Below are 21099 nucleotides of genomic sequence, written 5' to 3' on the forward strand. Positions count from 1 at the left end.
AAAGGGGAGCGGGCGCCGGATCATGGGTGGGAGGTGCCTGCCGCAGCCGGGGCCGCGGCAGGGCACGGGTCAGAAGAACACGACGATCGAGGCCCCGAGCAACTGGTTGGTCTTCTTGAAACCGCCGCTGTCGACATCCTCGAACACGGCGCGATCCGCGCCGTCGAAGCGGTACTCCGCCTTCAGCGTGGTGTTCTGGTTGAGCGCGTACTTCAGGCCCACCGTCAGCGCGTAGCGGTTCGCGCCGCGGTCCAGGTCGCCGGCGAGATCCGGGCCGATGCCGTTGCGGCCGTCGTTGCCGAAGACCAGCAAGCCGTTCTCGTCGACGAACGAGTAGCCGTTGTAGGTGTACAGGCCACCGCCGTTCTTCTCGTTCTTGAGATAGTCGGCGCGCACCAAGCCCTGCAGTCGCGGCGTGATCGCGTAGCCCGCGAGGCCCGAGACGCCGTACCAGCGCGCATCACGGTAGCGTCCCGAGGCGTCGGGCGTGACCGCGCCTTCCTTCTGCTGACCGTAGCTGAGCTGGCCCTGGACTGTCCAGTCGCCGCGGATGAAGTAGCCGTCCACCTCGAACAGGTGGGCCATGGTGTTGTAGCCGGTGTTGAAGTTCGGCGACTTGCCGTGCAGGCCGGCGAAGCCGAAGCCGTTGAACTCGCCCTTGGAGTAGTCGACACGGTAGACCAGCGACGGCGACTTTTCTCCCGGGCCGCGCTGGGTGGCGTTGACGTTGGCGATCATCCCGCGCATCCACCACTTGCCGCTGGTCACGTCGAGGCCGACACCGGTGTAGCCGAGTGGCAGCGTGAAGTCGTAGAGCAGGTTGTGGGTCGTGAACGGGTTGAGCGTGGGCTGCTGGTACTCGTAGCCCGACCAGTCGGGTATCTGGCCGGCGATCAGCCGCGTCTGCAGGTCGCCTAGCGGTACCGAGACGGACGCTTCCTGCACGATGCTCGAGCCGTCGATCGCGGCACCGACGCCGCGGTTCGGCGTCAACGTGAGCTTCCAGCGCGTACCGCTGTCGGTTTCCTTGGTGAAGTCGATCGACGCCGCGCCCATGTAGGACGTGTCGTAGAAATAGCCATCACCCTGCTGGTTGAGGAACTGGAAGCCTGCGCGATCCTGACGCTGGTTGTAGATGAAGACCGGCTCCACGTAACCGGTGATCGTCAGGCCCTTGAAACCCCAGGCCTCGAGGTTGTCCTCGATCGACTCGGTCTTGACCTGAACGCGCGCAAATTCCTGCGCCTGCTCCGGCGTCATGCCCCATTGCGCCGCGGCAGGCGCCGCTGCCGGTGCGGCGGTCTTGCTCTCGGCCGACTTGAGCTTGCTCTCGAGTTCGGTCACGCGGTCCTTCAGCGACTGCAGTTCCTTGAGGAGGTCGGCATTGCTCTGCGCCCGGGCGGCGGGGAAGGCCGCGGCCAGCGCGAGCACGAGCGCCGTGGATTGCAGGTTCTTCATCGGTCGGGACTCCTGTTGACGGTTGTTCGGTTTTCTTCGGGGTGGCAGGGATTCGTCAGCCGCCGTCGCGTTGCGCCTGCGCCATGGCGCGGCTGCGTTCGCGCTCTGCGCGTGCGATCAGGTAGCTCGCCGTGATCACACCGATGAACACGATGGTGATGATCACGGTCGCCATCGCGTTGACGCTGGGGTTCACGCCCAGGCGCGCGCGCGAGAAGATCACCAGCGGCATCGTGGTCGAGCCCGGCCCGGACAGGAAGGCCGACAGCACCACGTCGTCGAGCGAGATGGTGAAGGTGAGCAGCCACGCCGAGACCAGCGACTGCGCGATCATCGGCAGCGTGACCAGCGTGAACACCTGCGCCGGCCGCGCGCCCAGGTCCATCGCTGCTTCCTCGAGCTGCGGGTTGAGTTCCTGCAACCGTGCCTGCACGACGACGGTGGCGTAGGCCATCCCGAGCAGCAGGTGGCCGAGCCAGATGGTCAGCGTGCCGCGCTCCGGGAAGCCCAGCGCACGCTGCACCGACACCAGCATCAGCAGCAGCGACAGGCCGACGATCACTTCGGGCATCACCAGCGGCGCGCTCACCATGCCGCCGAACAGCGTGCGGCCGCGAAAGCGCGTGTACTTCACCAGCGCGAAGGCCGCCAGCGTGCCGAGCACCACCGAGCCGCAGGCCGTGAAGAAGGCGATCTTCAGGCTCAGCCACAGGCCCGAGAGCATCTCGTTGTCGGTGGCGAGCTTGGCGTACCACTTCAGCGTGAAGCCGGCCCAGACGCTGGGCAGCGGCGAATCGTTGAACGAGTAGATGACCAGCGCGACGATCGGCAGGTACAGGAACAGGTAGCCGGCGCCCAGCCAGCCGCGGGCGAACAGCCGCGCGAAGCCGGCGCCGAACAGGGTACGGCGTCCGCTGCTCATCGCCGGGCCTCCTGCGTCTGGGCCTGGTAGCGGTTGAAGATCGCCAGCGGCACGATGATCAGCAGGATCATCACCACCGCGACGGTCGATGCCATCGGCCAGTCGTTGTTGCTGAAGAACTCGTCCCACAGCACACGGCCGATCATCAGCGTCTGCGGCCCGCCCAGCAGTTCGGGAATCACGAACTCGCCGACGCAGGGGATGAACACCAGCATCGAGCCGGCGATGATGCCGGCCTTGGACAGCGGCACGGTGATCTTCCAGAAGGCCGTGGCCGGCGTGGCGCCCAGGTCGGTGGCCGCCTCCAGCAGCCGCAGGTCCATCTTGGACAGGTTCGCGTACAGCGGCAGGATCATGAAGGGCAGGTAGGTGTAGACCATGCCGATCACCAGCGAGAACGGCGAGTTCATGAACTTGCCGAGCGAGGGAATCAGGCCGCCGGCCAGCAGCAGGTGGTCGATGCGCAGCGCGATCAGCACGTCGGCGACCCAGCCGTTCTCGCCCAGCAGACCCTTCCAGGCGTACACGCGCAGCAGGAACGAGGTCCAGAACGGCAGCATCACCAGCATCAGCAGCGCCGGCTGCAGCGTCGCCTTGGCGCGCGCCATGAAGTAGGCGAAGGGATAGCCGATCGCCAGGCACAGCACCGTGGTGACGGCGGCGTACTTCAGGCTCGACAGGTAAGTGGAGAAATAGAGGTCGTCCTGCGTGATGTAGATGTAGTTGCTGAACTTCAGCGACAGGTTCATCACGCCGTCGCTGACCGTGATCAGGTCCTTGAAGTGCACGTTCTCCATCTCGGAGACGCTGATCTTCATGACGATCAGGAACGGGAACAGGAAGAACACCAGCAGCCAGACGTAGGGAATGCCGATGACGGAGCGCCGGCCGCTCAGCAGGCCGGCCAGCCGCCCCAGCACCGGCACCTGCCGCACCCGCGCCATCAGGTCGGGGCCGGCGCTCATTGCGTGAGCACCACTTGCGACGAAGGCGACCAAGAGGCCCAGGCGGTGTCGCCCCAGGTCAGCTCGACCTCGCGATGCCGCTCGACGTTGCTCTGGCTGATCTTCAGCACCGCGCCGCTGTCGAGCTGCAGGTGGTAGACGGTGAAGCTGCCGAAGTAGGACAGGTCCTTGATCGTGCCGCGTGCGCGGTTGTGCGGGCCTGGTGGCTCGTCGGGGCCGAGGCCGATCTTCTCGGGTCGCACCGCGACGCTGACCGTCATGCCCTCGGTGCCGGTGATGCCGTGACCGACGAAGTGGCTGCAGTCCTTGCAGGAGATCACCACGTGATCGGGATGGTCCTCGCTCAGTGTCCCTTCCATCAGGTTCACGTTGCCGATGAAGTCGGCCACGAAGCGCGTGGCCGGCGTCTCGTAGACGTCGGCCGGCGCGCCCACCTGCAGCACCTTGCCCTCGCTCATGATCGCAATGCGCGAGGCCATGGTCATGGCTTCCTCCTGGTCGTGCGTCACCATCACGCAGGTCACGCCGACCTCCTCGATGATGTTGACCAGCTCGATCTGCGTTTCCTCGCGCAGCTTCTTGTCGAGCGCGCCGAGCGGCTCGTCGAGCAGCAGCAGCTTGGGCCGCTTGGCCAGGCTGCGCGCCAGCGCAACGCGCTGCTGCTGACCACCCGAGAGCTGGTGCGGCTTGCGTTTGCCGTACTTGCCGAGCTGCACCAGCTTGAGCATCGCGTCGACCCGCTGCGCGACCTCATCCTTGGGCATGCCGTCGCGACGCAGGCCGAACGCGATGTTGTCCCACACCGTGAGGTGCGGGAACAGCGCGTACGACTGGAACATCATGTTGATCGGCCGCTCGTAGGGCGGCATGCCGGCCAGGTCCTGACCGTTGAGCACGATGCGCCCGGACGTCGGCGTCTCGAAGCCCGCCAGCATCCGCAGCAGCGTGGTCTTGCCGCAGCCCGACGAGCCCAGCAGCGCGAAGATCTCACCCTGGGCGATGTCGATGCTGACGTGGTTGACCGCGACGGCACCGCCGCCGAAGTCCTTCACCACGTCCTGGATCTGCAGGTAGCCGCTGGCGGCCTTTGCGCCGCCGTTGTCGTTCGCCATCACGCCCTCCCTCGTTATGGCCGAACGGTCAGATGCCGGTCTTGAACGACGTGTAAAGCCTCGTCATGGTCCGCCGGATGTCGCTGCCGATGCTGTCGGGCGCGGCCATCTTCTTCAGGTCGGCCTCGTTCAGGAACACGGTGGCATTGCCGGCGATCTCGGGCTTGACGAACTTCTTCGATTCCTTGTTCGGGTTGGCGTAGAACACCTTGTTGGTCAGGCTGGCCGCCACCTCGGGCCGCAGGATGTAGTTGATGAACTTGTGGGCGTTGCCGGGGTGCGGGGCATCGGCCGGGATCACCATCACATCGAAGAACAGCACGCCGCCGGTCTTGGGGATCAGCGCTTCGATCTTCTGGCCGGTCTTGCCGTCGATGGCGCGCTGCCTCGCGATGTTGATGTCGCCCGACCAACCCAGTGCAAGGCAGATCGAGCCGTTGGCCATGTCGTTGATGTAGCCGGACGAGCTGAACAGCGTCACGTAGGGCCGCACGCTCTTGAGCAGCGGTGCGACGCCGGCGTAGTCAGCCTGGTTCTTGCTGTACGCGGGCTTGCCCAGGTAGTGCAGGGCGGCAGGGACCACCTCGGTGGCGGAGTCCAGCATGCTCACGCCGCAGCTCTTGAGCTTGGAGATGTACTCCGGCTTGAACACCAGGTCCCAGGCGTTGTCGGGCATCGGCAGGTTGCCCAGGGCGGCCTTGACCTTGTCGACGTTGATGCCGACGGTGGTGTATCCCCACAGCCAGTTGACCTGGTACTGGTTGCCCGGGTCGAGCTTGGCGAGCTGCTCCTGCAGCGCCGGGTCGAGGTTCTTCAGGTTCGGCAGCTGCGCCTTGTCCAGTTTCTGCAGGAGACCGCCGTCGGCCTGCAGCTTGGCCCAGTAGGAGGAGGGCACCACCACGTCGTAGCCGGTCTTGCCGGCCACCAGCTTGGCATGGACGATCTCGTTGTTGTCGAAGTTGTCGTAGCGGACCTTGATGCCGGTTTCCTTCTCGAAGTTGGCCAGCGTGTCCTCGGCGATGTAGTCGGACCAGTTGTAGACGTTGAGGACCTTCTCCTCCTGGGCATGCACCGGGCTGCTCAGCAGGCCGCACGCGGCAGCGACGCTGGCGACCAGGCCCAGGGCACCGACCGCACGGCGCGACGACAACAGCTTCATATGGAATCCTCCGGGTTGAGACAAAGACAAAGTAAGAACGCAACGCGCTAACGCACAGCTTCCCCGAGACGATGACCCCCAGGCAATTCGGTCAGACCCAGCCCCGGGCCTTGACGTCCGCCCATGTCAGGTCCAGACAACGCTTGATCAGCACCATCATCTCGTCGATCTGGTCGCGGGTCATCACCAGCGGTGGCGCGATGATCATTCTGTCGCCAACCGCGCGCATGATCAGCCCGTTGCCGAAGCAGTGTCCGCGGCAGACCATGCCGACCTCCAGATCGGATGCAAATGGCGTGCCGCTGGCCTTGTCCCTGGCCAGCACCACCGCGCCCATCAGGCCGCAGGTCTCGGCGTCGCCCACCAGCGGATGGGCCTTCAGCGCCTCGAAGTGCTGGGCCAGGTAGGGACCGAGGTCGTCGCGCACCCGGTCCACCAGCCGCTCGCGCTGGATCAGGCGGATGTTCGCCAGGGCCACCGCACAGGCGACCGGGTGGCCGCTGTAGGTGTAGCCGTGGTTGAACTCGCCGCCCTGTTCGATCAGCACCCGGGCGACGCGCTCGCCGACCATCACGCCGCCCAGCGGGATGTAGCCCGAGGTCACACCCTTGGCGAAGGTCATCAGGTCGGGGCGGGTGCCCATGGTCTCGCAGCCCCACCAGCGGCCGGTGCGGCCGAAGCCGCAGATCACCTCGTCGGACACCAGCAGGATGCCGTACTTGTCGCAGATCGCCTGGATGGCAGGCCAGTAGGTGGCCGGCGGGATGATCACGCCGCCGGCGCCCTGGACCGGCTCGCCGATGAAGGCCGCCACGCGCTCCGGCCCGATCTCGAGGATCTTCTTCTCCAGCCAGCTTGCGGCAAGGCGGCCGAAGTCGTCGCGGCCCAGGCCCTGCGGGCGGCCCAGCTCGTACCAGTAGGGCTGCTCGATGTGGCTGATGTCGGGGATCGGCAGGCCGCCCTGGGCGTGCATGCCGCTCATGCCGCCGAGCGAGGCGCCGGCCATCGTCGAGCCGTGGTAGGCATTGTTGCGGCTGATGATCACCTTGCGCTCGGGCTGCCCGAGCACGTCCCAGTAGCGACGCACCATGCGCACCACGGTGTCGTTCCCCTCGGAGCCGGAGCCCGAGAAGAACACGTGCCTGAACTGCGGCGGCGTCACCTCGCTCAGCAGCTCCGCCAGCTCGATCGCCGGCGGGGTGGCGGTCTGGAAGAAGGCGTTGTAGAAGGGCAGCTGCTTGAGCTGCGCGGTGGCGGCGTCGATCAGCTCCTGCCGGCCGTAGCCGACGTTGACGCACCACAGCCCGCTCATCGCGTCGAGGATCTTGTGGCCCTCGCTGTCCCACAGGTAGATGTTCTCGGCCCGCTCGATGATGCGCGAGCCCTTCTTCGCCAGGGCGTCGAAGTCGGTGAAGGGGTGCAGGAAGTGCGCCGCGTCGGCGGCCTGCCAGTCTTGGGTGGTTCGGCTCATGTCGTTCGCTCCGCTCGGTCAGACGTGCAGGAGGAGGTGTTCACGCTCCCACGGTGAGATCACCTTCATGAACTCGGCGTACTCGATCTCCTTGACCTCGGTGTAGACGGTGACGAAGGACTCGCCCAGCACCTCGGCCAGGTCCTTTTCGGCACGCAGCAGCTCCAGCGCCTCGCCCAGGCTGCGCGGCAGCTGGAAGTCGCCCAGGTAGGCGTCGCCCTTGCATTCCGGCGTGGGCTCGATGCGGTTCTTGATGCCCAGGTAACCGCAGGCCAGCGTGGCGGCCAGCGCGGCGTAGGGGTTGGCGTCGGCGCCGATGACACGGTTCTCGATGCGCCGTGCGGCCGCGGTCGCGACCGGCGAGCGGATGCCGACGGTGCGGTTGTCGGTGCCCCACTGGATGTTGATCGGCGCGGCGTTCGAGCGCACCAGGCGGCGGTAGCTGTTCACGTAGGGGGCGAACAGCGCCATCGCCGCCGGCACGTACTTCTGCAGGCCACCGATGTACCAGTAGAACTCCTGGCTCGGCGTGCCGTCGGCATTGCTGAAGATGTTGCGGCCGGTGGCCTTGCTGACGAGGCTCTGGTGGATGTGCATCGCGCTACCCGGCTCGCCGGCGATCGGCTTGGCCATGAAGGTAGCGAACATGTTGTGGCGCATCGCCGCCTCGCGCACCGTGCGCTTGAAGAAGAACACCTCGTCGGCCAGCCCCAGCGGGTGGGCGTGGAAGAAGTTGATCTCCATCTGGCCCGCGCCCACCTCGTGGATCAGCGTGTCGACGTTGAGCTCCATCTTCTCGCAGTAGTCGTAGACGTCCTCGAACAGCGGATCGAACTCGTTGACCGCATCGATCGAGTAGGCCTGGCGCGAGGTCTCGGAGCGGCCGCTGCGGCCGACCGGAGCCTTCAGCGGCACGTCGGGGTCGGTGTTGCGCGCGACCAGGTAGAACTCGAGCTCGGGCGCGACCACCGGGTTCCAGCCCTCGGCCTCGAAGAGCTCGCAGACCCGGCGCAGCACCGAACGCGGCGCGAACGGCACCAGCTTGCCGTTGCGGTCGAAGCAGTCGTGGATCACCTGCGCGGTGGGGTCGGTGGCCCAGGGCACGATCCGCACCGTGGTCGGGTCGGGACGCAGGTGCATGTCCTGGTCGGTCGGGCTGATGACGTCGTAGTACGGCCCTTCCTCCGGGAATTCGCCGGTCACGCCCATCGCGACCACCGCCTCGGGCAGCCGCATGCCGCGGTCTTCGGTGAATTTCTCGCGCGGCAGGATCTTGCCGCGCGCCACGCCGGTGAGGTCGGGCACGAGGCACTCGATCTCCGTCACGCGGCGTTCGTTGAGCCACTGTTCGAGTTCGCTGAATGTGAAGTTGTCGCGGACTACCATAAGTCACCTGTTTCATTCGCTGCGCGCTTTGGGAGGGGAGCGGCGCGCCGTCGCATCGAGCTCCGCGCACTGGGCGGAGCCTGGCAGGGATCTAGGGCACGCGAGGACGCTCGCGGACGGATTCACGGTTGAGTTCACGGAAGCTGCGGCAGGCGTCGCCGAAGGCGCGCAGCAGCTTCATCGACACCGGGTTGTCGCGCGCCTGCCATTCGGGGTGCCACTGCACCCCGAGGTTGAAGGCCGGAGCGGTGGGCAGGCTGAAGGCCTCGATGATGCCGTCCGGGGCTGTCGCCTCGGCGCGCAGCCCCGGGGCCAGGCGGTTCACGCCTTGCCCGTGCAGGCTGTTGACCTTGAAGTCGGCGCCGCCGAGCAGGGTGTCGAGCAGGCCGCCGGGGACCACGCTCACGGCGTGGGCCGGGCCGTACTGCACGTCCACCGCCTGGGTGTCGTCAGAGCGATGGTCCATCAGGCCTGGCCGCTCCTGCACCGCCTGGTGCAGCGTGCCGCCCAGGGCCACGTTGGCTTCCTGGAAGCCGCGGCAGATGGCGAACAGCGGGATGCCGCGCTCGAGCGCACGCGGGATCAGCGGCAGCGTCCAGTCGTCGCGCACCGGGTCGAGCGGCAGGCTGGGGTCGTGCACCACCTCGTCGAAGTGGCGCGGGTGCACGTTGCTCGGCGAGCCGGTCAGGAACACGCCGTCGGCGAGGTCGAGCAACTCGTCGATCTCATGCGCCTGGGCCGACGGCACCACGAGCGGCAGGCAGCCGGCCAGGCGGACCGCGTCGATGTACTTCTGCCCGGCCACGTGGAAGGGGTGCAGGCCGATGACGCGGTTGCAGGCCGGCACCAGCACGACGGCGCGGGCCGGAGCGCGAGGGAGGTCAGGGCGGTTCATGAGGCGAGTCGCACAAGAGCACAGTCGGGGTGCGAGGCATGCCGGATGCAGCCACGGCGTGCAAGCAGCATGCCACGGCAGCAGCAGACTGGCGCGCCACGACGGAGGAGGGTGCGGCAGGGCCTCACAGGGCGTCCTTCAGTCGGTAGTACGCCATGCCGAGCACCAGCGCGGGCGTGCGCAGCAGACGGCCGCCGGGAAAGGCGTGGTGCTTCAGGCGCGCGAAGGTGTCGAAGCGCGAGGCGTCGCCGGCCATCGCCTCGGCCACCAGCTGGCCGGCCAGCCCGGTGAGCGCCAGCCCGTGACCGGAGAAGCCTTGCAGGTAATAGATGTTCGACGCGGTGGTCACGCCGCCGCCCGCACCGCGTGCGGGCAGGCGCCCGAAATCGGGTGCTCGATTCATCGAGATGTCGACGAAGCCGCCCCAGGCGTGGTCGATGCGCGTGCCGGCGAGTTGAGGGAAGGTGGCGACCATGCGCTGCTGCATGCCGGCCGCGAGGTTCGCCGGTGTCACCGTGCTGTAGCTCACGCGGCCGCCGTACAGCAGGCGGGCATCGGCGGTCGGCCGGAAGTAGTCGAGCACGAAGTTGGTGTCGCACACCGCCGAGCGCGAGGGGATCAGGGCGTCGCAGCGAGCCGGATCGAGTGGCTCGGAACAAACGATGTAGGTGCCGACCGGCATGATGCGGGCGTTGAGAGACGGTGCGATCTGCGGTGCGAGCTCCTGCAGGTAGACATTGCCGGCCAGCAGCACCTGCCGTGCCCGCACGCTGCCGCGCGCGGTGCGCACGGTGCTGGAGGTGCCGGGGGCTGTGGCCTGTTCGAGCGCGGTGACCGCGGAGTGCTCGAAGAGGCGCACCCCGAGTGAGCGCGCCGCGTGGGCCAGCCCCAGGCTGTACTTCAGTGGGTGCAGGTGACCGGAGCGGGCATCGTGCAAGCCGCTGTGGAAACGCGGGCTGGCGATCCAGCGGGGCAGTTCGTCATGGGCGATCCACTGCATTGGGTAGCCGTAGACGCTGGCCATGCGCTCGTGCCAGGTCTGCAGTTCGCGCGCCTTGCGGGCATTGACGGCCAGGCCCAGGTAGCCGTCCTGCCAGTCGCAATCGATGGCGAAGCGGCGGCAGCGCGCGCGGATCAGGTCGAGCGCCTCGATCGACATGTTCCAGATGCGCTGTGCCTCGGCGAGCCCGAGTTGCGCCTCGATCTCCGACTGGTCACAGGCCAGCCCGTGGATCGCCTGACCGCCGTTGCGGCCAGAAGCCCCCCAGCCGATCTGCCGCGCCTCGAGCAGCACCACGTTGAAGCCGCGATCGGCCAGTTCGATGGCCGCCGACAGGCCGGCCAGGCCGCCGCCGACCACCGCGACATCGGCCGTCAGGTCCTCCTGCAACGCCGGCAGGTCCGCCTCACGCGGCGCGGTGGCGGCGTAATACGAGTCTCGCGTGAGGTCCTGATCGGCGCGAAGGAGGCTCATACGGTAGGCGCTAGGCAGTGCTCTCGGTGAAAGGGGTTGCGCGAGGCGAGGGAGGGTCTGCCGGGACGGGCTCAGCCGGCGCGTTTCAACGCGTCGGCCAGCGTGCCGACGATCTGGTCGACGTGCGTCTTCGCGATGATCAGCGGCGGTGACAGCGCCACGGTGTCGCCTGTGGTGCGGATCAGCACGCCGCGTTCCCAGCACTCGAGGAAGATGTCGAACGCGCGCTTGCCCGGTGAGCCGTCGATCGGCGCCAGCTCGATGCCGCCGACCAGCCCGATGTTGCGGATGTCGATCACGTGCGGCAGGCCCTTCAGGCTGTGCAGTGCGTCGGCGAAATAGGCTTCCATCTCCGCTGCGCGCGTCAGCAGGCCTTCCTCGGCGTAGGTGTCGAGCGTGCCGAGCGCCGCGGCGCAGGCCAGTGGATGGCCGGAGTAGGTGTAGCCGTGGAAGAACTCGATCAGGTGCTCCGGACCGTTCATGAACACGTCGTGGATGTGCTGCTTCGCGAACACCGCACCCATCGGCACGCAGCCGTTGGTCAGCCCCTTGGCGACCGTCATCAGATCGGGCGTGACGCCGAAACGCTGTGCCGCGAACGGCGCGCCGGTGCGACCGAAACCGGTGATCACCTCGTCGAAGATCAGCAGGATGCCGTGCTTGTCGCAGATCGCGCGCAAGCGCTCCAGGTAGCCCTGCGGCGGCAGCAGCACGCCGGTGGAACCGGCCACCGGCTCGACGATCACCGCGGCGATCGTGCTGGCGTCGTGCAGAGCCACCAGACGCTCCAGGTCGTCGGCCAGTTCGGCACCATGCTGCGGCTGGCCGATCGAGAAGGCGTTGCGCGCCGGATCGTGGGTGTGGCGGATGTGATCGACGCCGGTCAGCATCGATCCGAACATCTTGCGGTTGGCGACCATGCCACCCACCGAAATACCGCCGAAGTTGACGCCGTGGTAGCCGCGCTCGCGACCGATCAGCCGGGTGCGCGAGCCTTCGCCGCGGGCGCGGTGGTAGGCGATCGCCATCTTCAGCGCGGTCTCGACCGACTCCGAGCCCGAGTTCGTGTAGAACACCTTGTTCAGTCCGGCCGGCGTCAGCTGGACCAGCCGCTCCGCCAGCTCGAAGGCCTTGGGGTGAGCCATGTTGAAGGGCGGAGCGAAGTCGAGCTCCAGCGCCTGGGCCCGGATGGCCTCGACGATCTTCGGGCGGGCGTGGCCCGCATTGACGCACCACAACCCGGCGATGCCGTCCAGCACCTCGCGACCCTCGGGCGTCCAGAAATGCATGCCCGAGGCCTTCGACAACAGCCGCGGCGCTTTCTTGAACTGCCGGTTGGCGGTGAAGGGCATCCAGTAGGCATCGAGGTCTGTGGTCATGGAACCGGTCCTTGCAAGCGCGCGACGCATGCTGCCGCGGCGGTGTGTCACTGAACTTCAGTCTAGTCGTCGCGTGACGCAATGTGCTTGCGCAAACGGCCGGGATGAACCCGTGTGATTCGCATAAAATTCGAATAGATAGACGAACCACGAAATACGATGGCAAACAAGCAGGATGGCAAGCAATCGGATGCGCAACTCGATGCCGTCGACCGGAGCATCCTGCGCGAGCTCCAGACCGATGGCCGGGTCTCGAACCAGGACCTCGCGCAGCGCGTCCATCTGTCGCCCTCGGCCTGCCTGCGGCGGGTCAAGCAGCTCGAGGACGGCGGGGTGATCGCCGGCTACGTGGCGCTGATCAACCCGCGCGCCGTCGGCCAGCCGGGCACCAGCTACACGATCGTCAACCTGGAGCGGCTGACCACGGTGGCGATCGAGGCCTTCGAGCGGGCCGTGCTCGACGTGCCGAGCATCCTCGACTGCTTCTACGTCGCCGGCACCAACGACTACCTGATCCGCTTCACCTACAAGGATGCGGACGATCTGGAGCGCTTCCACACCCAGGTGCTGATGCGCCTGCCGGGTGTACTGCGGTCGAACTCGATGCTCGTGCTGCGCACGGTCAAGAAGACGACAGCTCTGCAGGTCTGATTTGCTCCTTTGCGGAGCACCACGGGGAAGCCCGCAGCTTGTGTTCGTCTCACGGCTTTGACATGCTCGTTTTCATCGGGTCCGTCCAGACCCGCGAAGGAGCCCCATGGAGTTGAATGACGCGCAGCTGAGCGACTGGCGCGAGCGGGCGCTGCAGTTGGAGTCGCTGGCGGCGCGCGCAGTGATCGGGCAGCGGCGCGCCCTGCGGTTGATCACGATGGCGGTGTTCGCCCGCGGTCACGTGCTGCTGCAGGGCGATGTGGGGGTCGGCAAGACGACGCTGCTGCGCAGCGTGGCACACCTGATCGGCGGCGCTTTCGGGCGCACCGAGGGCACGATCGACCTGATGCCCAACGACCTCGTCTACCACACGCACATCAGCAGCGAGGGGCGACCGCAGGTCGACCCAGGGCCGTTGACACAGCACGGTGACGAGCTGGCCATCTTTTTCTTCAACGAGATCAACCGTGCACGCCCCCAGGTGCATGCGCTGCTGCTGCGCGTGATGGCCGAACGCAGCCTGACGGCGTTCAACCGCGAGTTCCGGTTCCCGCACCTGCTGGTGTTCGCCGACCGCAACCGTGTCGAGCGCGAGGAGACCTTCGAGATCTCCTCCGCGGCGCGCGACCGCTTCATGATGGAGATCAGCATCGACGCGCCGGCCAGCGACGAGGATCGCCGTGCGCTGATGTTCGACCCGCGCTTCCACGATACCGATGCGCTGATCGACGAGTTGCCGGCCGGCATGCTGCCCTACCGCGAGCTGCCGGCCGTGGCGGCGGCGGTGCAGCGCGGCGTGCAGGCGTCCGAGGTGCTGCGCGACTACGCGCTGCACCTGTGGCGCGCGACCGCCGCGCCGGCCGACTACGGCGTGGTGCTGGACGAGGCCGACACCGCGGACCTGATGCTCGCCGGCGCCAGCCCGCGCGGCATGAGCCTGATGCTGCGGGCCGCGCGTACTGCGGCCTGGCTGGACGGCCGCAGCTACGCCACGCCGGAGGACCTGCGCTCGGTGTTCTACGAGACCATCGCCCACCGTCTGTGCCTGCAACCGGTCTACGAACTGCGGCGCACCGAGATCATTGCCGCCCTCATGGAGGGCATCGTCTCGAAGGTGGCCGCGCCGTGAAGCCGGCGGCTCCTGCGGTGCGCGAGTTCCACTACCGTGTGCGGCACGGCGCCGCCGGCCATGTGCCGGGTGCGCACCGCAGCCGGCGCGGCGAGGCGGGCCTCGAGTTCCGCGGCCACGTGCCGCTGACACAGGCTCCCGACACGCGGCGCATCGACGTGCACGCCAGCCTGCGCGACGCCTTCGGTCAATGGCAGGTGCGCGTGTTCAGCGAACGCAAGGCGGTGGCGGTCGTCGTGATCGCGGACCTGTCTGCCTCGATGGGCTATCGCGGGGTGCGCCGCAAGCTCGACGTGCTGGCCGACTTCACGCAGGCGGCGGCCGAGTCGGCGTGGCGCGCCGGCGACTCCTTCGGCTTCATCGGTTGCGACGGGCAGATGCGACGCGACTGGCTGCTGCCGCCGACGCGCCGGCGCGGCCTCGGCAGCCTGCTGGCGCAACGCCTGCGCCGGCTCGATCCGCGGGGCTCGGCGCTCGGGCTGGCGGAGGCGGCGCGTGCGCTGCCGCACCGGCGTGCGCTGGTCTTCCTGGTGTCCGATTTCCACCTGCCGATCGCCGATCTCGAGGCCGTGCTGGGGGGACTGGCCCACCACGAGGTGGTGCCGGTGATGGTGTGGGATCGGCAGGAGTTCGACCCGCCCCGCAATGGCCTGACCCAGCTGGCTGACCCCGAAAGCGGCGAGCAGACATTGGTCTGGATGCGGCCGGCGCTGCGCGAGCGCTGGCGCGCCGTCCAGGCCGGGCGGCGCGCCGCGTTGCAGGCGTTGTTCCACCGGCATCGCCTCGATCCGCTCGTCCTCGACGACGGCTACCGGGCCGATGCGGTGAGCGCCCATTTCGTGCAGGGCTGAGCGTGGCCATCCGGCGCCTTCCGCGCTGCACGTCCCGGCCCGCTCACGCTGCACGGGCGGCCGTGCTCGCCGTCGCCTGCGGCCTGCTGACGGCGAGCGGCCTCGCTGCGGCCGATGCCGAAGACACCGAGCCGATCGTCGCGCAGGTCACCGATCCACGGGCCTACGGTCATCGGGTGGGCGACGTGCTCACGCGAACCATCGTGCTCGACGTGCCGGGCCGCCTGACACTGGACGAGGCGTCGATCCCGACGCCTGGGCGGATCGGGCACTCCTTCGAGCTGCGACGGGTCACGCAGGGTGGGCGGCCCACGCTGCGGGGCCGGCGCCACACCCTGGTGTTCGACTACCAGGTGTTCCGCGCGCCCAGCGAACCGGTGGTGCTGGACCTGCCGTCCTTCACGCTGCGCTTCGACGGCCAACCGCGTGGCGAAGAGCTGCGCATCGATTTCGCGCCTGTCGGCCTCGCACCTCTGGCCCCGGTCGAGGCGCCGTTGCGGGCCGGCCTGGGTACCCTGCGCCCCGATACGCCGGCGCTGCGGGTCGACACCCTGCCGGAGCGGCAACGCCTGAGCCTGTATGCCGCACTGGCGCTGCTGCCGCTGGCCCATCTGGCGATGGTCTACCTGGGCTGGCCGTGGTGGCGACGTCGGCAGCGACCGTTCGCGCGGGCGCGTCGGCAGCTCCAGGGCGTGCCGCTGGCCGCCCCGACCGACGAATGGCTGGATGCGTGGCGCACCCTGCATGCCGCGCTCGATGCCACGGCCCGCCGCGTGCTCCATGCCGGCGCGGTCGATCGCTTCGTGGCCGAGCAGCCGGCCTACGCGGCGGTACGTGGCGAGCTGCTGCAGTTCTTCGAGCGTTCGGAGCGCTTCTTCTTCGGCGGGCAGGCACCGCTCGAGGCCGATCGCCTGTGGTTGCGTGACTTCTGCCGGCGCTGCTTCGACATCGAGCGGGGACGGGCGTGAGATGGCGATGAACCTGCTCGACTCGATCGGCTGGGCGCACCCGGCCTGGCTCTGCCTGCTGCCGCTGGCACTGCTGCCGTTGTGGCGCGACGGCCGCGCGACCCAGCGCCATTCGTGGCTCGCGCTGCTGCCGGCGGACCGCCCTTCGGTGCTGCTCAAGTGGCTGTTGCGCGTGCTGGGAGCCTTCGCCATTGCGAGCATCGTGGTGGCGCTGGCCGGGATGTACCGCGCCGAGTACGCGGTCGAGCGGGTGGGGCAGGGCGCCGAGATCGCGCTGCTGCTCGATCGCAGCCGCAGCATGGACGAGCGCTTCGTCAGCAGCTCGGCGTCCGTCAATGGCCCGACCCCCGGCTCGGCCGCCTGGTATGCCTACAACCAGCAGGACCAGAGCGTGCGCGTCAGCAAGGGGCAGGCGGCGCGCCAGTTGCTGGGCGAGTTCGCGGCCAGCCGGCAGCAGGACCGCTTCGCGATGGCGGTGTTCAGCACCTTGCCGATCCGGGTGCTCGACTTCACCCAGAAGACCGACGTGGTGCAGGCGGCCATCGCCGCCGGCGAGGTCGGGCGTGGCCTGGGTGAGACCGACATCGCCGCGGCCCTGCTCGAGGGCCTGCGCTTCTTCGACGACCGGCCCTACACCGGCTCGCGCATCGTGCTGCTGGTCTCGGACGGCGGAGACCACATCGAACCGGGCGTGCGTCAGCTCATCGTCGACCGGTTGCAGGCGCAACGCGTGTCGCTGTACTGGATCTACATCCGCTCGGCGCGCAGTCCGGGGCTGCACGCGAACGCGGGCGATGCGCCCGGCACCGCGGACACGGTACCGGAGATCTTCCTCGATCGATTCTTCCAGTCGGCCGGCGTGCCCTACCGCGCCTACGAGGCCGAGAACCCCGAGGCGCTGAAGCGCGCGATCGCCGACGTGGGCCGGCTGGAGAACCTGCCCATCACCTACCAGGACCTGGTGCCGCGCCGCGACCTGACGGCGCACGCCTATGCGCTGGCGCTGGCGGCGGTGCTGCTGCTGTTCGCCAGCCGCTGGGCCGAGGGGCGATCGTGGCGCTGATGACGCCGCAGACCCGGTTGAGGCTGGCCTGGGGGGGCCTGGCGCTCCTCGCGTTGGCTGCCGTCATCGACGGCTGGCGCTGGCATGACAAGCAGCGCGACAACGCGATGATCCGTGCCGGCATCGCCGAGCGGCCCGACCCGACGGCGCGCGCCGAACTGCGCTTCGCGCATGCCACTGAGCTGGCCCGACGTGGCGAGCACGAGGCGGCGATCGATGCCTACCGGGTGCTGCAGGACGACAGCGCGCTCGGGCGCGCCGCCCGCTACAACGCCGCGAACCAGCTGCTGCTGCAGGCGCTGGTGCTGCGTGGCTCGGCCCTGCCGGGCCAGGCGCTGCCGTTGATCGAGCTGGCGAAGGCGAGCTACCGCGAAGTGCTGCGGCAGGACCCGGAGCATTGGGAGGCGCGCTACAACCTCGAGCGCGCCCAGCGGCTGCAACCCGACCCCGACGACGCGGAGCCGGATGCTGGTGGGCCGCCGGAGAACGCCGAGCGCGCCGCAACGACGATGCGCGGCGTGTCGCGGGGGCTGCCGTGAAGGACCCCGGCCTGCGGGCACTGCTGCGGCAGGGCGGGGCAGCGCTGCTCGCGGGGACGGCACGCGCCTGCCTGGCGCTCGCCGCGCTGGCGCTGAGCATCACCTTCGCGTCCCCGTACCTCACCTGGGCACGGCCCCAGAGCGACATGGTGATCGTGCTCGACGTGACGCAGAGCATGGAGGTGGCCGACCAGCAGCATGAAGGCCGTTCGATCACGCGCCTGGCGCAGGCCAAGCGTGTGATCGGTGAAGCGCTGCGCAAGCTGCCGTGCGGAAGCCGTATCGGCTGGGGCCTGTTCACCGAATACCGCTCCTTCCTTCTGATGGATCCGGTGGAGGTGTGCGAGAACCAGCGGGAGTTGCTGTCCCTGCTGTCGAACATCGATGGCCGCATGGCCTGGACCGGCAACAGTGAGGTCGCCAAGGGGCTGTACAGCGGGTTGAAGATCGTCAAGGCCCTGCCGTCGCGACCGGCACTGGTGTTCGTGACCGACGGGCAGGAGGCACCGCCGGTCAACCCGCAGTACCGTCCCAGCGATGAAGGCGCCGTGCGTGTCGCGCCGGGCCTGGTGGTGGGTGTGGGCGGCCTGTTGCCGGCGCGCATCCCGAAGCACGACCTCGAGGGCCGCGCCTACAGCTATTGGGAAGCCGATGAAGTCATGCAGCTCGACCCGCGCAGCTACGGCCGGGGCGGCAGCGTCGCGGGAGAACAGATGGTCGAGGACGGCAGCGACCGCCCCGGCGTGATGCTGGGTTCCACGCCGGGCAGCGAGCACTTGTCGTCGCTGCGCGAGCCCTACCTGCAACTGCTGGCCAGCGAAACGGGCCTGGCCTACCAGCGACTCACCACACCCCAGGCGCTGTATGCGGCGCTGACCAGCGAGCAACTGGCGCATCCGGTCGCGTCGCGCGTGGATCTGCGCTGGCCGTTCGGCGTGCTCGGCCTGCTGGCGCTGCTGGCGGTCTACCTGCCGCGCCAGCGCGCTGGCGGATTCAGGCTTCCCGGATGGCGCCGCGGCGCGCCAGCTGCCCGCACAGGTAGGTCCACACGAAACTTGCCGCGGCGTAGCTCGTGAGCTCGGCGTGGTCGTACGGCGGGGCCACTTCTACGCAATCCATGCCGACGAAGTCGAGATCGGCCAGTTCCTCCAGCAGCGACAGCACCTGGTTCGTTGTCATGCCACCGGGTTCGGGCGTGCCGGTGCCCGGCGCGAATGCCGGATCCAGGCAGTCGATGTCGAGGCTGAGGTAGAGCGGCGGGTGGCCGTGGGCGGCGAGCCGCTCCCGGATGGCGGCGGTCACAGGCGCCAGTTGCGCCGGACTCTCGAGGCCGCGCAATTGACGGGCATCGAAGATCTGTCCGCCCTGGGTCCGCACGTACTCGCGCGCCTCGCGCGCGCCCGCCGAGCGGATGCCGATCTGGGTGAAGCACTCGGGCAGCACCAGGCCCTCCTGGAGAGCCTCGTAGACCCAGGTGCCATGGCCGCTGGGCTCGCCGAAATGGTCTTCCCAGGTGTCGCAGTGGGCGTCGAAATGGATCACGGCCAGCGGTCGGCCCAGCCAGGCCTTGTAGGCCCGCAGCAGCGGCAGCGTGATCGAGTGATCGCCGCCGATCCAGGCCATGTGGTGGGCACGGATCATCGCGTTCACGCTCGGCGCCATGGCCGCGCGCATGGCTTCGAGGCTGGTGTTGGGCAGCGGCAGGTCGCCCAGGTCGGTCAGGTAGGGCGCGGGGTCGATGTCGAAGTGCGGATGGATGCCGTCGCACAGCATGTGGCTCGCCTCGCGGATGGCGCGCGGGCCGAAGCGCGCGCCCGGCCGGTTGGTGACCGAGCCATCCCACGCGAGGCCGGCGACGGCATACGGCCGATCGGCCTGCGGGGGAAGCTTCAGGAAGCTGGTGCCGGAGAGGAAAGCGAAGGACGTCATGGCCGCCATCATCGTCGGTCGCGGCCCGGCGCGGTGAGCGAAGCGTGCTCCACCGCGATATCCCACGATGAGAAATGATCATCCTGCAATGCAAAACGCTACGATGCTGCAGTGCCGCAGATTTTTTCATGGCGGAAGAATCAATTTCACATGCGGAAATCTGCTTTTCAAGTCTTTGTTTTCATTGGATTTCTTGAGAAGTCTTATATAAGATAGAAGTCTTCTTCGGCGCGGCGTTTGGCCTTACGCTGAGTCACCGTTTCCCCACCACTTCATTCACCACTTCCGGAGCCCGACATGAGCCAACCGACCCGTGAACAACAGATCGCCGCCCTCGAGAAAGACTGGGCGGAAAACCCGCGCTGGAAGGGCCTGAAGCGCGGCTACAGCGCCGCCGACGTGGTGCGCCTGCGCGGCAGCCTGCAGCCCGAGTACACGATCGCCAAGCGCGGCGCCGAAAAGCTGTGGGCACAGTGCAACGGCGCGTCGAAGAAGGGCTACGTCAACGCTTTCGGCGCGATCACCGCCGGTCAGGCGATGCAGCAGGCCAAGGCCGGCGTCGAGGCCGTGTATCTGTCGGGCTGGCAAGTGGCCGCCGACGGCAACACCTCCGAGACCATGTATCCCGACCAGTCGCTGTACGCCTACGACTCGGTGCCGACCATGGTCCGCCGCATCAACAACACCTTCAAGCGCGCCGATGAGATCCAGTGGTCGCGCGGCACGGGCCCCGGCGACAAGGACTTCATCGACTACTTCCTGCCGATCGTGGCCGATGCGGAAGCCGGCTTCGGTGGCGTGCTGAACGCCTTCGAACTGATGAAGAACATGATCGCCGCGGGCGCCGCCGGCGTGCACTTCGAGGACCAGCTCGCCGCAGTGAAGAAGTGCGGCCACATGGGTGGCAAGGTGCTGGTGCCGACCCAGGAAGCCTGCGAGAAGCTGATCGCCGCGCGCTTCGCCGCCGACGTGATGGGCGTGTCGACCATCGTGCTGGCCCGCACCGATGCCGAGGCCGCCAACCTGATCACCAGCGACCACGACGCCAACGACAAGCCCTTCCTCACCGGTGAGCGCACCCAGGAAGGCTTCTACCGCGTGAAGAACGGCCTTGAGCAGGCCATCAGCCGCGGCGTGGCCTACGCCGCCTACGCCGACCTCGTGTGGTGCGAGACCGGCACGCCGGATCTGGGCTTCGCCCGCGAGTTCGCGCAGGCGGTGCACGCCAAGCACCCGGGCAAGCTGCTGAGCTACAACTGCTCGCCATCGTTCAACTGGAAGAAGAACCTGGACGACAAGACGATCGCCGTGTTCCAGGAGAAGCTCTCGGAGCTGGGCTACAAGTACCAGTTCATCACCCTCGCGGGCATCCACATCAACTGGTACAACACTTTCCAGTTCGCCCAGGCCTACGCGAAGGGCGAGGGCATGAAGCACTACGTCGAGATGGTGCAGGAGCCCGAGTTCAAGGCGCGCGAGCAGGGCTACACCTTCGTGTCGCACCAGCAGGAAGTCGGCGCAGGCTACTTCGACGACGTGACCACCGTGATCCAGGGCGGTTCGTCGAGCGTGAAGGCGCTGACCGGCTCGACCGAGGAAGAGCAGTTCCACTGATCGGGGACCGCGGGCGCGCCTACAATGCGCGCTCGCAACCACGAACAAGGACGAGAAAGGCACGCCGGGTTATGACACCGCGAACGTCGACCACCATGCACCAGGGTTGTCCGACCGCAGTCTGAGCACGTCTG

The 21099-nt window shown here is 68.0% G+C and carries 19 protein-coding genes; 8 read left to right on the forward strand and 11 right to left on the reverse strand.

Annotation, left to right across the window (positions count from 1 at the left end):
- Positions 1-69 precede the first annotated feature (69 nt).
- From C1M51_RS18195 to C1M51_RS18240, 10 genes are all read right to left on the reverse strand, one after another.
- On the reverse strand, positions 70-1458 hold the full coding sequence (locus C1M51_RS18195; RefSeq protein ID WP_129451920.1) for a DUF3138 family protein: 1389 nt from the start codon (positions 1456-1458) through the stop codon (positions 70-72).
- A gap of 55 nt (positions 1459-1513) precedes the next feature.
- Positions 1514-2380 (reverse strand): ABC transporter permease, encoded by an 867-nt coding sequence (locus C1M51_RS18200; RefSeq protein ID WP_011829501.1) that lies wholly within the window; start codon positions 2378-2380, stop codon positions 1514-1516.
- Entirely contained in the window at positions 2377-3324 is a 948-nt protein-coding gene (locus tag C1M51_RS18205) for an ABC transporter permease subunit (RefSeq protein ID WP_129452269.1), read from the reverse strand. The genes C1M51_RS18200 and C1M51_RS18205 overlap by 4 nt, the downstream gene beginning before the upstream one ends.
- Positions 3325-3341: 17 nt before the next feature.
- Positions 3342-4457, reverse strand: a complete 1116-nt coding sequence (locus C1M51_RS18210) for an ABC transporter ATP-binding protein (protein WP_129451921.1) — start codon at positions 4455-4457, stop codon at positions 3342-3344.
- Between the two features lie 28 nt (positions 4458-4485).
- Positions 4486-5616, reverse strand: coding sequence for a polyamine ABC transporter substrate-binding protein (locus tag C1M51_RS18215; protein WP_129451922.1), 1131 nt, complete (start codon positions 5614-5616; stop codon positions 4486-4488).
- Positions 5617-5707: 91 nt separating this feature from the next.
- Positions 5708-7087 (reverse strand): aspartate aminotransferase family protein, encoded by a 1380-nt coding sequence (locus C1M51_RS18220; RefSeq protein ID WP_129451923.1) that lies wholly within the window; start codon positions 7085-7087, stop codon positions 5708-5710.
- 18 nt (positions 7088-7105) lie between these two features.
- Complete coding sequence (locus C1M51_RS18225) at positions 7106-8473, reverse strand: glutamine synthetase family protein (protein ID WP_129451924.1); 1368 nt, start codon at positions 8471-8473, stop codon at positions 7106-7108.
- 91 nt (positions 8474-8564) lie between these two features.
- Positions 8565-9368: a gamma-glutamyl-gamma-aminobutyrate hydrolase family protein gene (locus C1M51_RS18230; protein WP_129451925.1), complete on the reverse strand. Its 804-nt coding sequence runs from the start codon at positions 9366-9368 to the stop codon at positions 8565-8567.
- Positions 9369-9492: 124 nt separating this feature from the next.
- A complete protein-coding gene (locus C1M51_RS18235) occupies positions 9493-10842 on the reverse strand; it encodes an FAD-binding oxidoreductase (protein ID WP_129451926.1) in 1350 nt (449 codons plus the stop codon).
- A gap of 71 nt (positions 10843-10913) precedes the next feature.
- Entirely contained in the window at positions 10914-12221 is a 1308-nt protein-coding gene (locus C1M51_RS18240; protein WP_129451927.1) for an aspartate aminotransferase family protein, read from the reverse strand.
- 159 nt (positions 12222-12380) lie between these two features.
- Here C1M51_RS18240 and C1M51_RS18245 point away from each other — a divergent pair, with 159 nt between their 5' ends.
- From C1M51_RS18245 to C1M51_RS18275, 7 genes are all read left to right on the forward strand, one after another.
- Positions 12381-12872, forward strand: a complete 492-nt coding sequence (locus tag C1M51_RS18245) for an Lrp/AsnC family transcriptional regulator (protein WP_129451928.1) — start codon at positions 12381-12383, stop codon at positions 12870-12872.
- 106 nt (positions 12873-12978) lie between these two features.
- Positions 12979-14001, forward strand: a complete 1023-nt coding sequence (locus tag C1M51_RS18250; protein ID WP_129451929.1) for a MoxR family ATPase — start codon at positions 12979-12981, stop codon at positions 13999-14001.
- Positions 13998-14852 (forward strand): DUF58 domain-containing protein, encoded by an 855-nt coding sequence (locus C1M51_RS18255; protein ID WP_129451930.1) that lies wholly within the window; start codon positions 13998-14000, stop codon positions 14850-14852. The genes C1M51_RS18250 and C1M51_RS18255 overlap by 4 nt, the downstream gene beginning before the upstream one ends.
- Before the next feature lie 62 nt (positions 14853-14914).
- Positions 14915-15820, forward strand: a complete 906-nt coding sequence (locus tag C1M51_RS18260; protein ID WP_129451931.1) for a hypothetical protein — start codon at positions 14915-14917, stop codon at positions 15818-15820.
- A gap of 7 nt (positions 15821-15827) precedes the next feature.
- Positions 15828-16883, forward strand: a complete 1056-nt coding sequence (locus C1M51_RS18265; RefSeq protein WP_207207776.1) for a vWA domain-containing protein — start codon at positions 15828-15830, stop codon at positions 16881-16883.
- Positions 16883-17422 carry an MxaK protein gene (locus C1M51_RS18270; RefSeq protein WP_129451933.1) on the forward strand — a complete coding sequence of 180 codons (540 nt, stop codon included), beginning with the start codon at positions 16883-16885 and terminating at the stop codon, positions 17420-17422. The genes C1M51_RS18265 and C1M51_RS18270 overlap by 1 nt, the downstream gene beginning before the upstream one ends.
- Positions 17419-18498, forward strand: coding sequence for a vWA domain-containing protein (locus tag C1M51_RS18275; RefSeq protein WP_129451934.1), 1080 nt, complete (start codon positions 17419-17421; stop codon positions 18496-18498). The genes C1M51_RS18270 and C1M51_RS18275 overlap by 4 nt, the downstream gene beginning before the upstream one ends.
- Here the strand turns inward: C1M51_RS18275 and speB are convergent.
- On the reverse strand, positions 18416-19351 hold the full coding sequence (speB, locus tag C1M51_RS18280) for an agmatinase (RefSeq protein ID WP_242499820.1): 936 nt from the start codon (positions 19349-19351) through the stop codon (positions 18416-18418). The genes C1M51_RS18275 and speB overlap by 83 nt on opposite strands.
- A 297-nt stretch (positions 19352-19648) precedes the next feature.
- Between speB and aceA the strand changes: the two genes are divergently transcribed.
- Positions 19649-20965 (forward strand): isocitrate lyase, encoded by a 1317-nt coding sequence (gene aceA / locus C1M51_RS18285; RefSeq protein WP_011829484.1) that lies wholly within the window; start codon positions 19649-19651, stop codon positions 20963-20965.
- Positions 20966-21099: the final 134 nt, after the last annotated feature.

Source organism: Methylibium sp. Pch-M, assembly GCF_004136295.1.
Classification (GTDB): domain Bacteria; phylum Pseudomonadota; class Gammaproteobacteria; order Burkholderiales; family Burkholderiaceae_C; genus Methylibium; species Methylibium petroleiphilum.

Coding starts and splice junctions, on each gene's coding strand:
- C1M51_RS18195 (WP_129451920.1), bottom strand. CDS start 1,458: ATGAAGAACCTGCAATCCACGGCGCTCGTGCTCGCGCTGGCCGCGGCC.
- C1M51_RS18200 (WP_011829501.1), bottom strand. CDS start 2,380: ATGAGCAGCGGACGCCGTACCCTGTTCGGCGCCGGCTTCGCGCGGCTG.
- C1M51_RS18205 (WP_129452269.1), bottom strand. CDS start 3,324: ATGGCGCGGGTGCGGCAGGTGCCGGTGCTGGGGCGGCTGGCCGGCCTG.
- C1M51_RS18210 (WP_129451921.1), bottom strand. CDS start 4,457: ATGGCGAACGACAACGGCGGCGCAAAGGCCGCCAGCGGCTACCTGCAG.
- C1M51_RS18215 (WP_129451922.1), bottom strand. CDS start 5,616: ATGAAGCTGTTGTCGTCGCGCCGTGCGGTCGGTGCCCTGGGCCTGGTC.
- C1M51_RS18220 (WP_129451923.1), bottom strand. CDS start 7,087: ATGAGCCGAACCACCCAAGACTGGCAGGCCGCCGACGCGGCGCACTTC.
- C1M51_RS18225 (WP_129451924.1), bottom strand. CDS start 8,473: ATGGTAGTCCGCGACAACTTCACATTCAGCGAACTCGAACAGTGGCTC.
- C1M51_RS18230 (WP_129451925.1), bottom strand. CDS start 9,368: ATGAACCGCCCTGACCTCCCTCGCGCTCCGGCCCGCGCCGTCGTGCTG.
- C1M51_RS18235 (WP_129451926.1), bottom strand. CDS start 10,842: ATGAGCCTCCTTCGCGCCGATCAGGACCTCACGCGAGACTCGTATTAC.
- C1M51_RS18240 (WP_129451927.1), bottom strand. CDS start 12,221: ATGACCACAGACCTCGATGCCTACTGGATGCCCTTCACCGCCAACCGG.
- C1M51_RS18245 (WP_129451928.1), top strand. CDS start 12,381: ATGGCAAACAAGCAGGATGGCAAGCAATCGGATGCGCAACTCGATGCC.
- C1M51_RS18250 (WP_129451929.1), top strand. CDS start 12,979: ATGGAGTTGAATGACGCGCAGCTGAGCGACTGGCGCGAGCGGGCGCTG.
- C1M51_RS18265 (WP_207207776.1), top strand. CDS start 15,828: ATGAACCTGCTCGACTCGATCGGCTGGGCGCACCCGGCCTGGCTCTGC.
- C1M51_RS18270 (WP_129451933.1), top strand. CDS start 16,883: ATGACGCCGCAGACCCGGTTGAGGCTGGCCTGGGGGGGCCTGGCGCTC.
- speB (WP_242499820.1), bottom strand. CDS start 19,351: ATGACGTCCTTCGCTTTCCTCTCCGGCACCAGCTTCCTGAAGCTTCCC.
- aceA (WP_011829484.1), top strand. CDS start 19,649: ATGAGCCAACCGACCCGTGAACAACAGATCGCCGCCCTCGAGAAAGAC.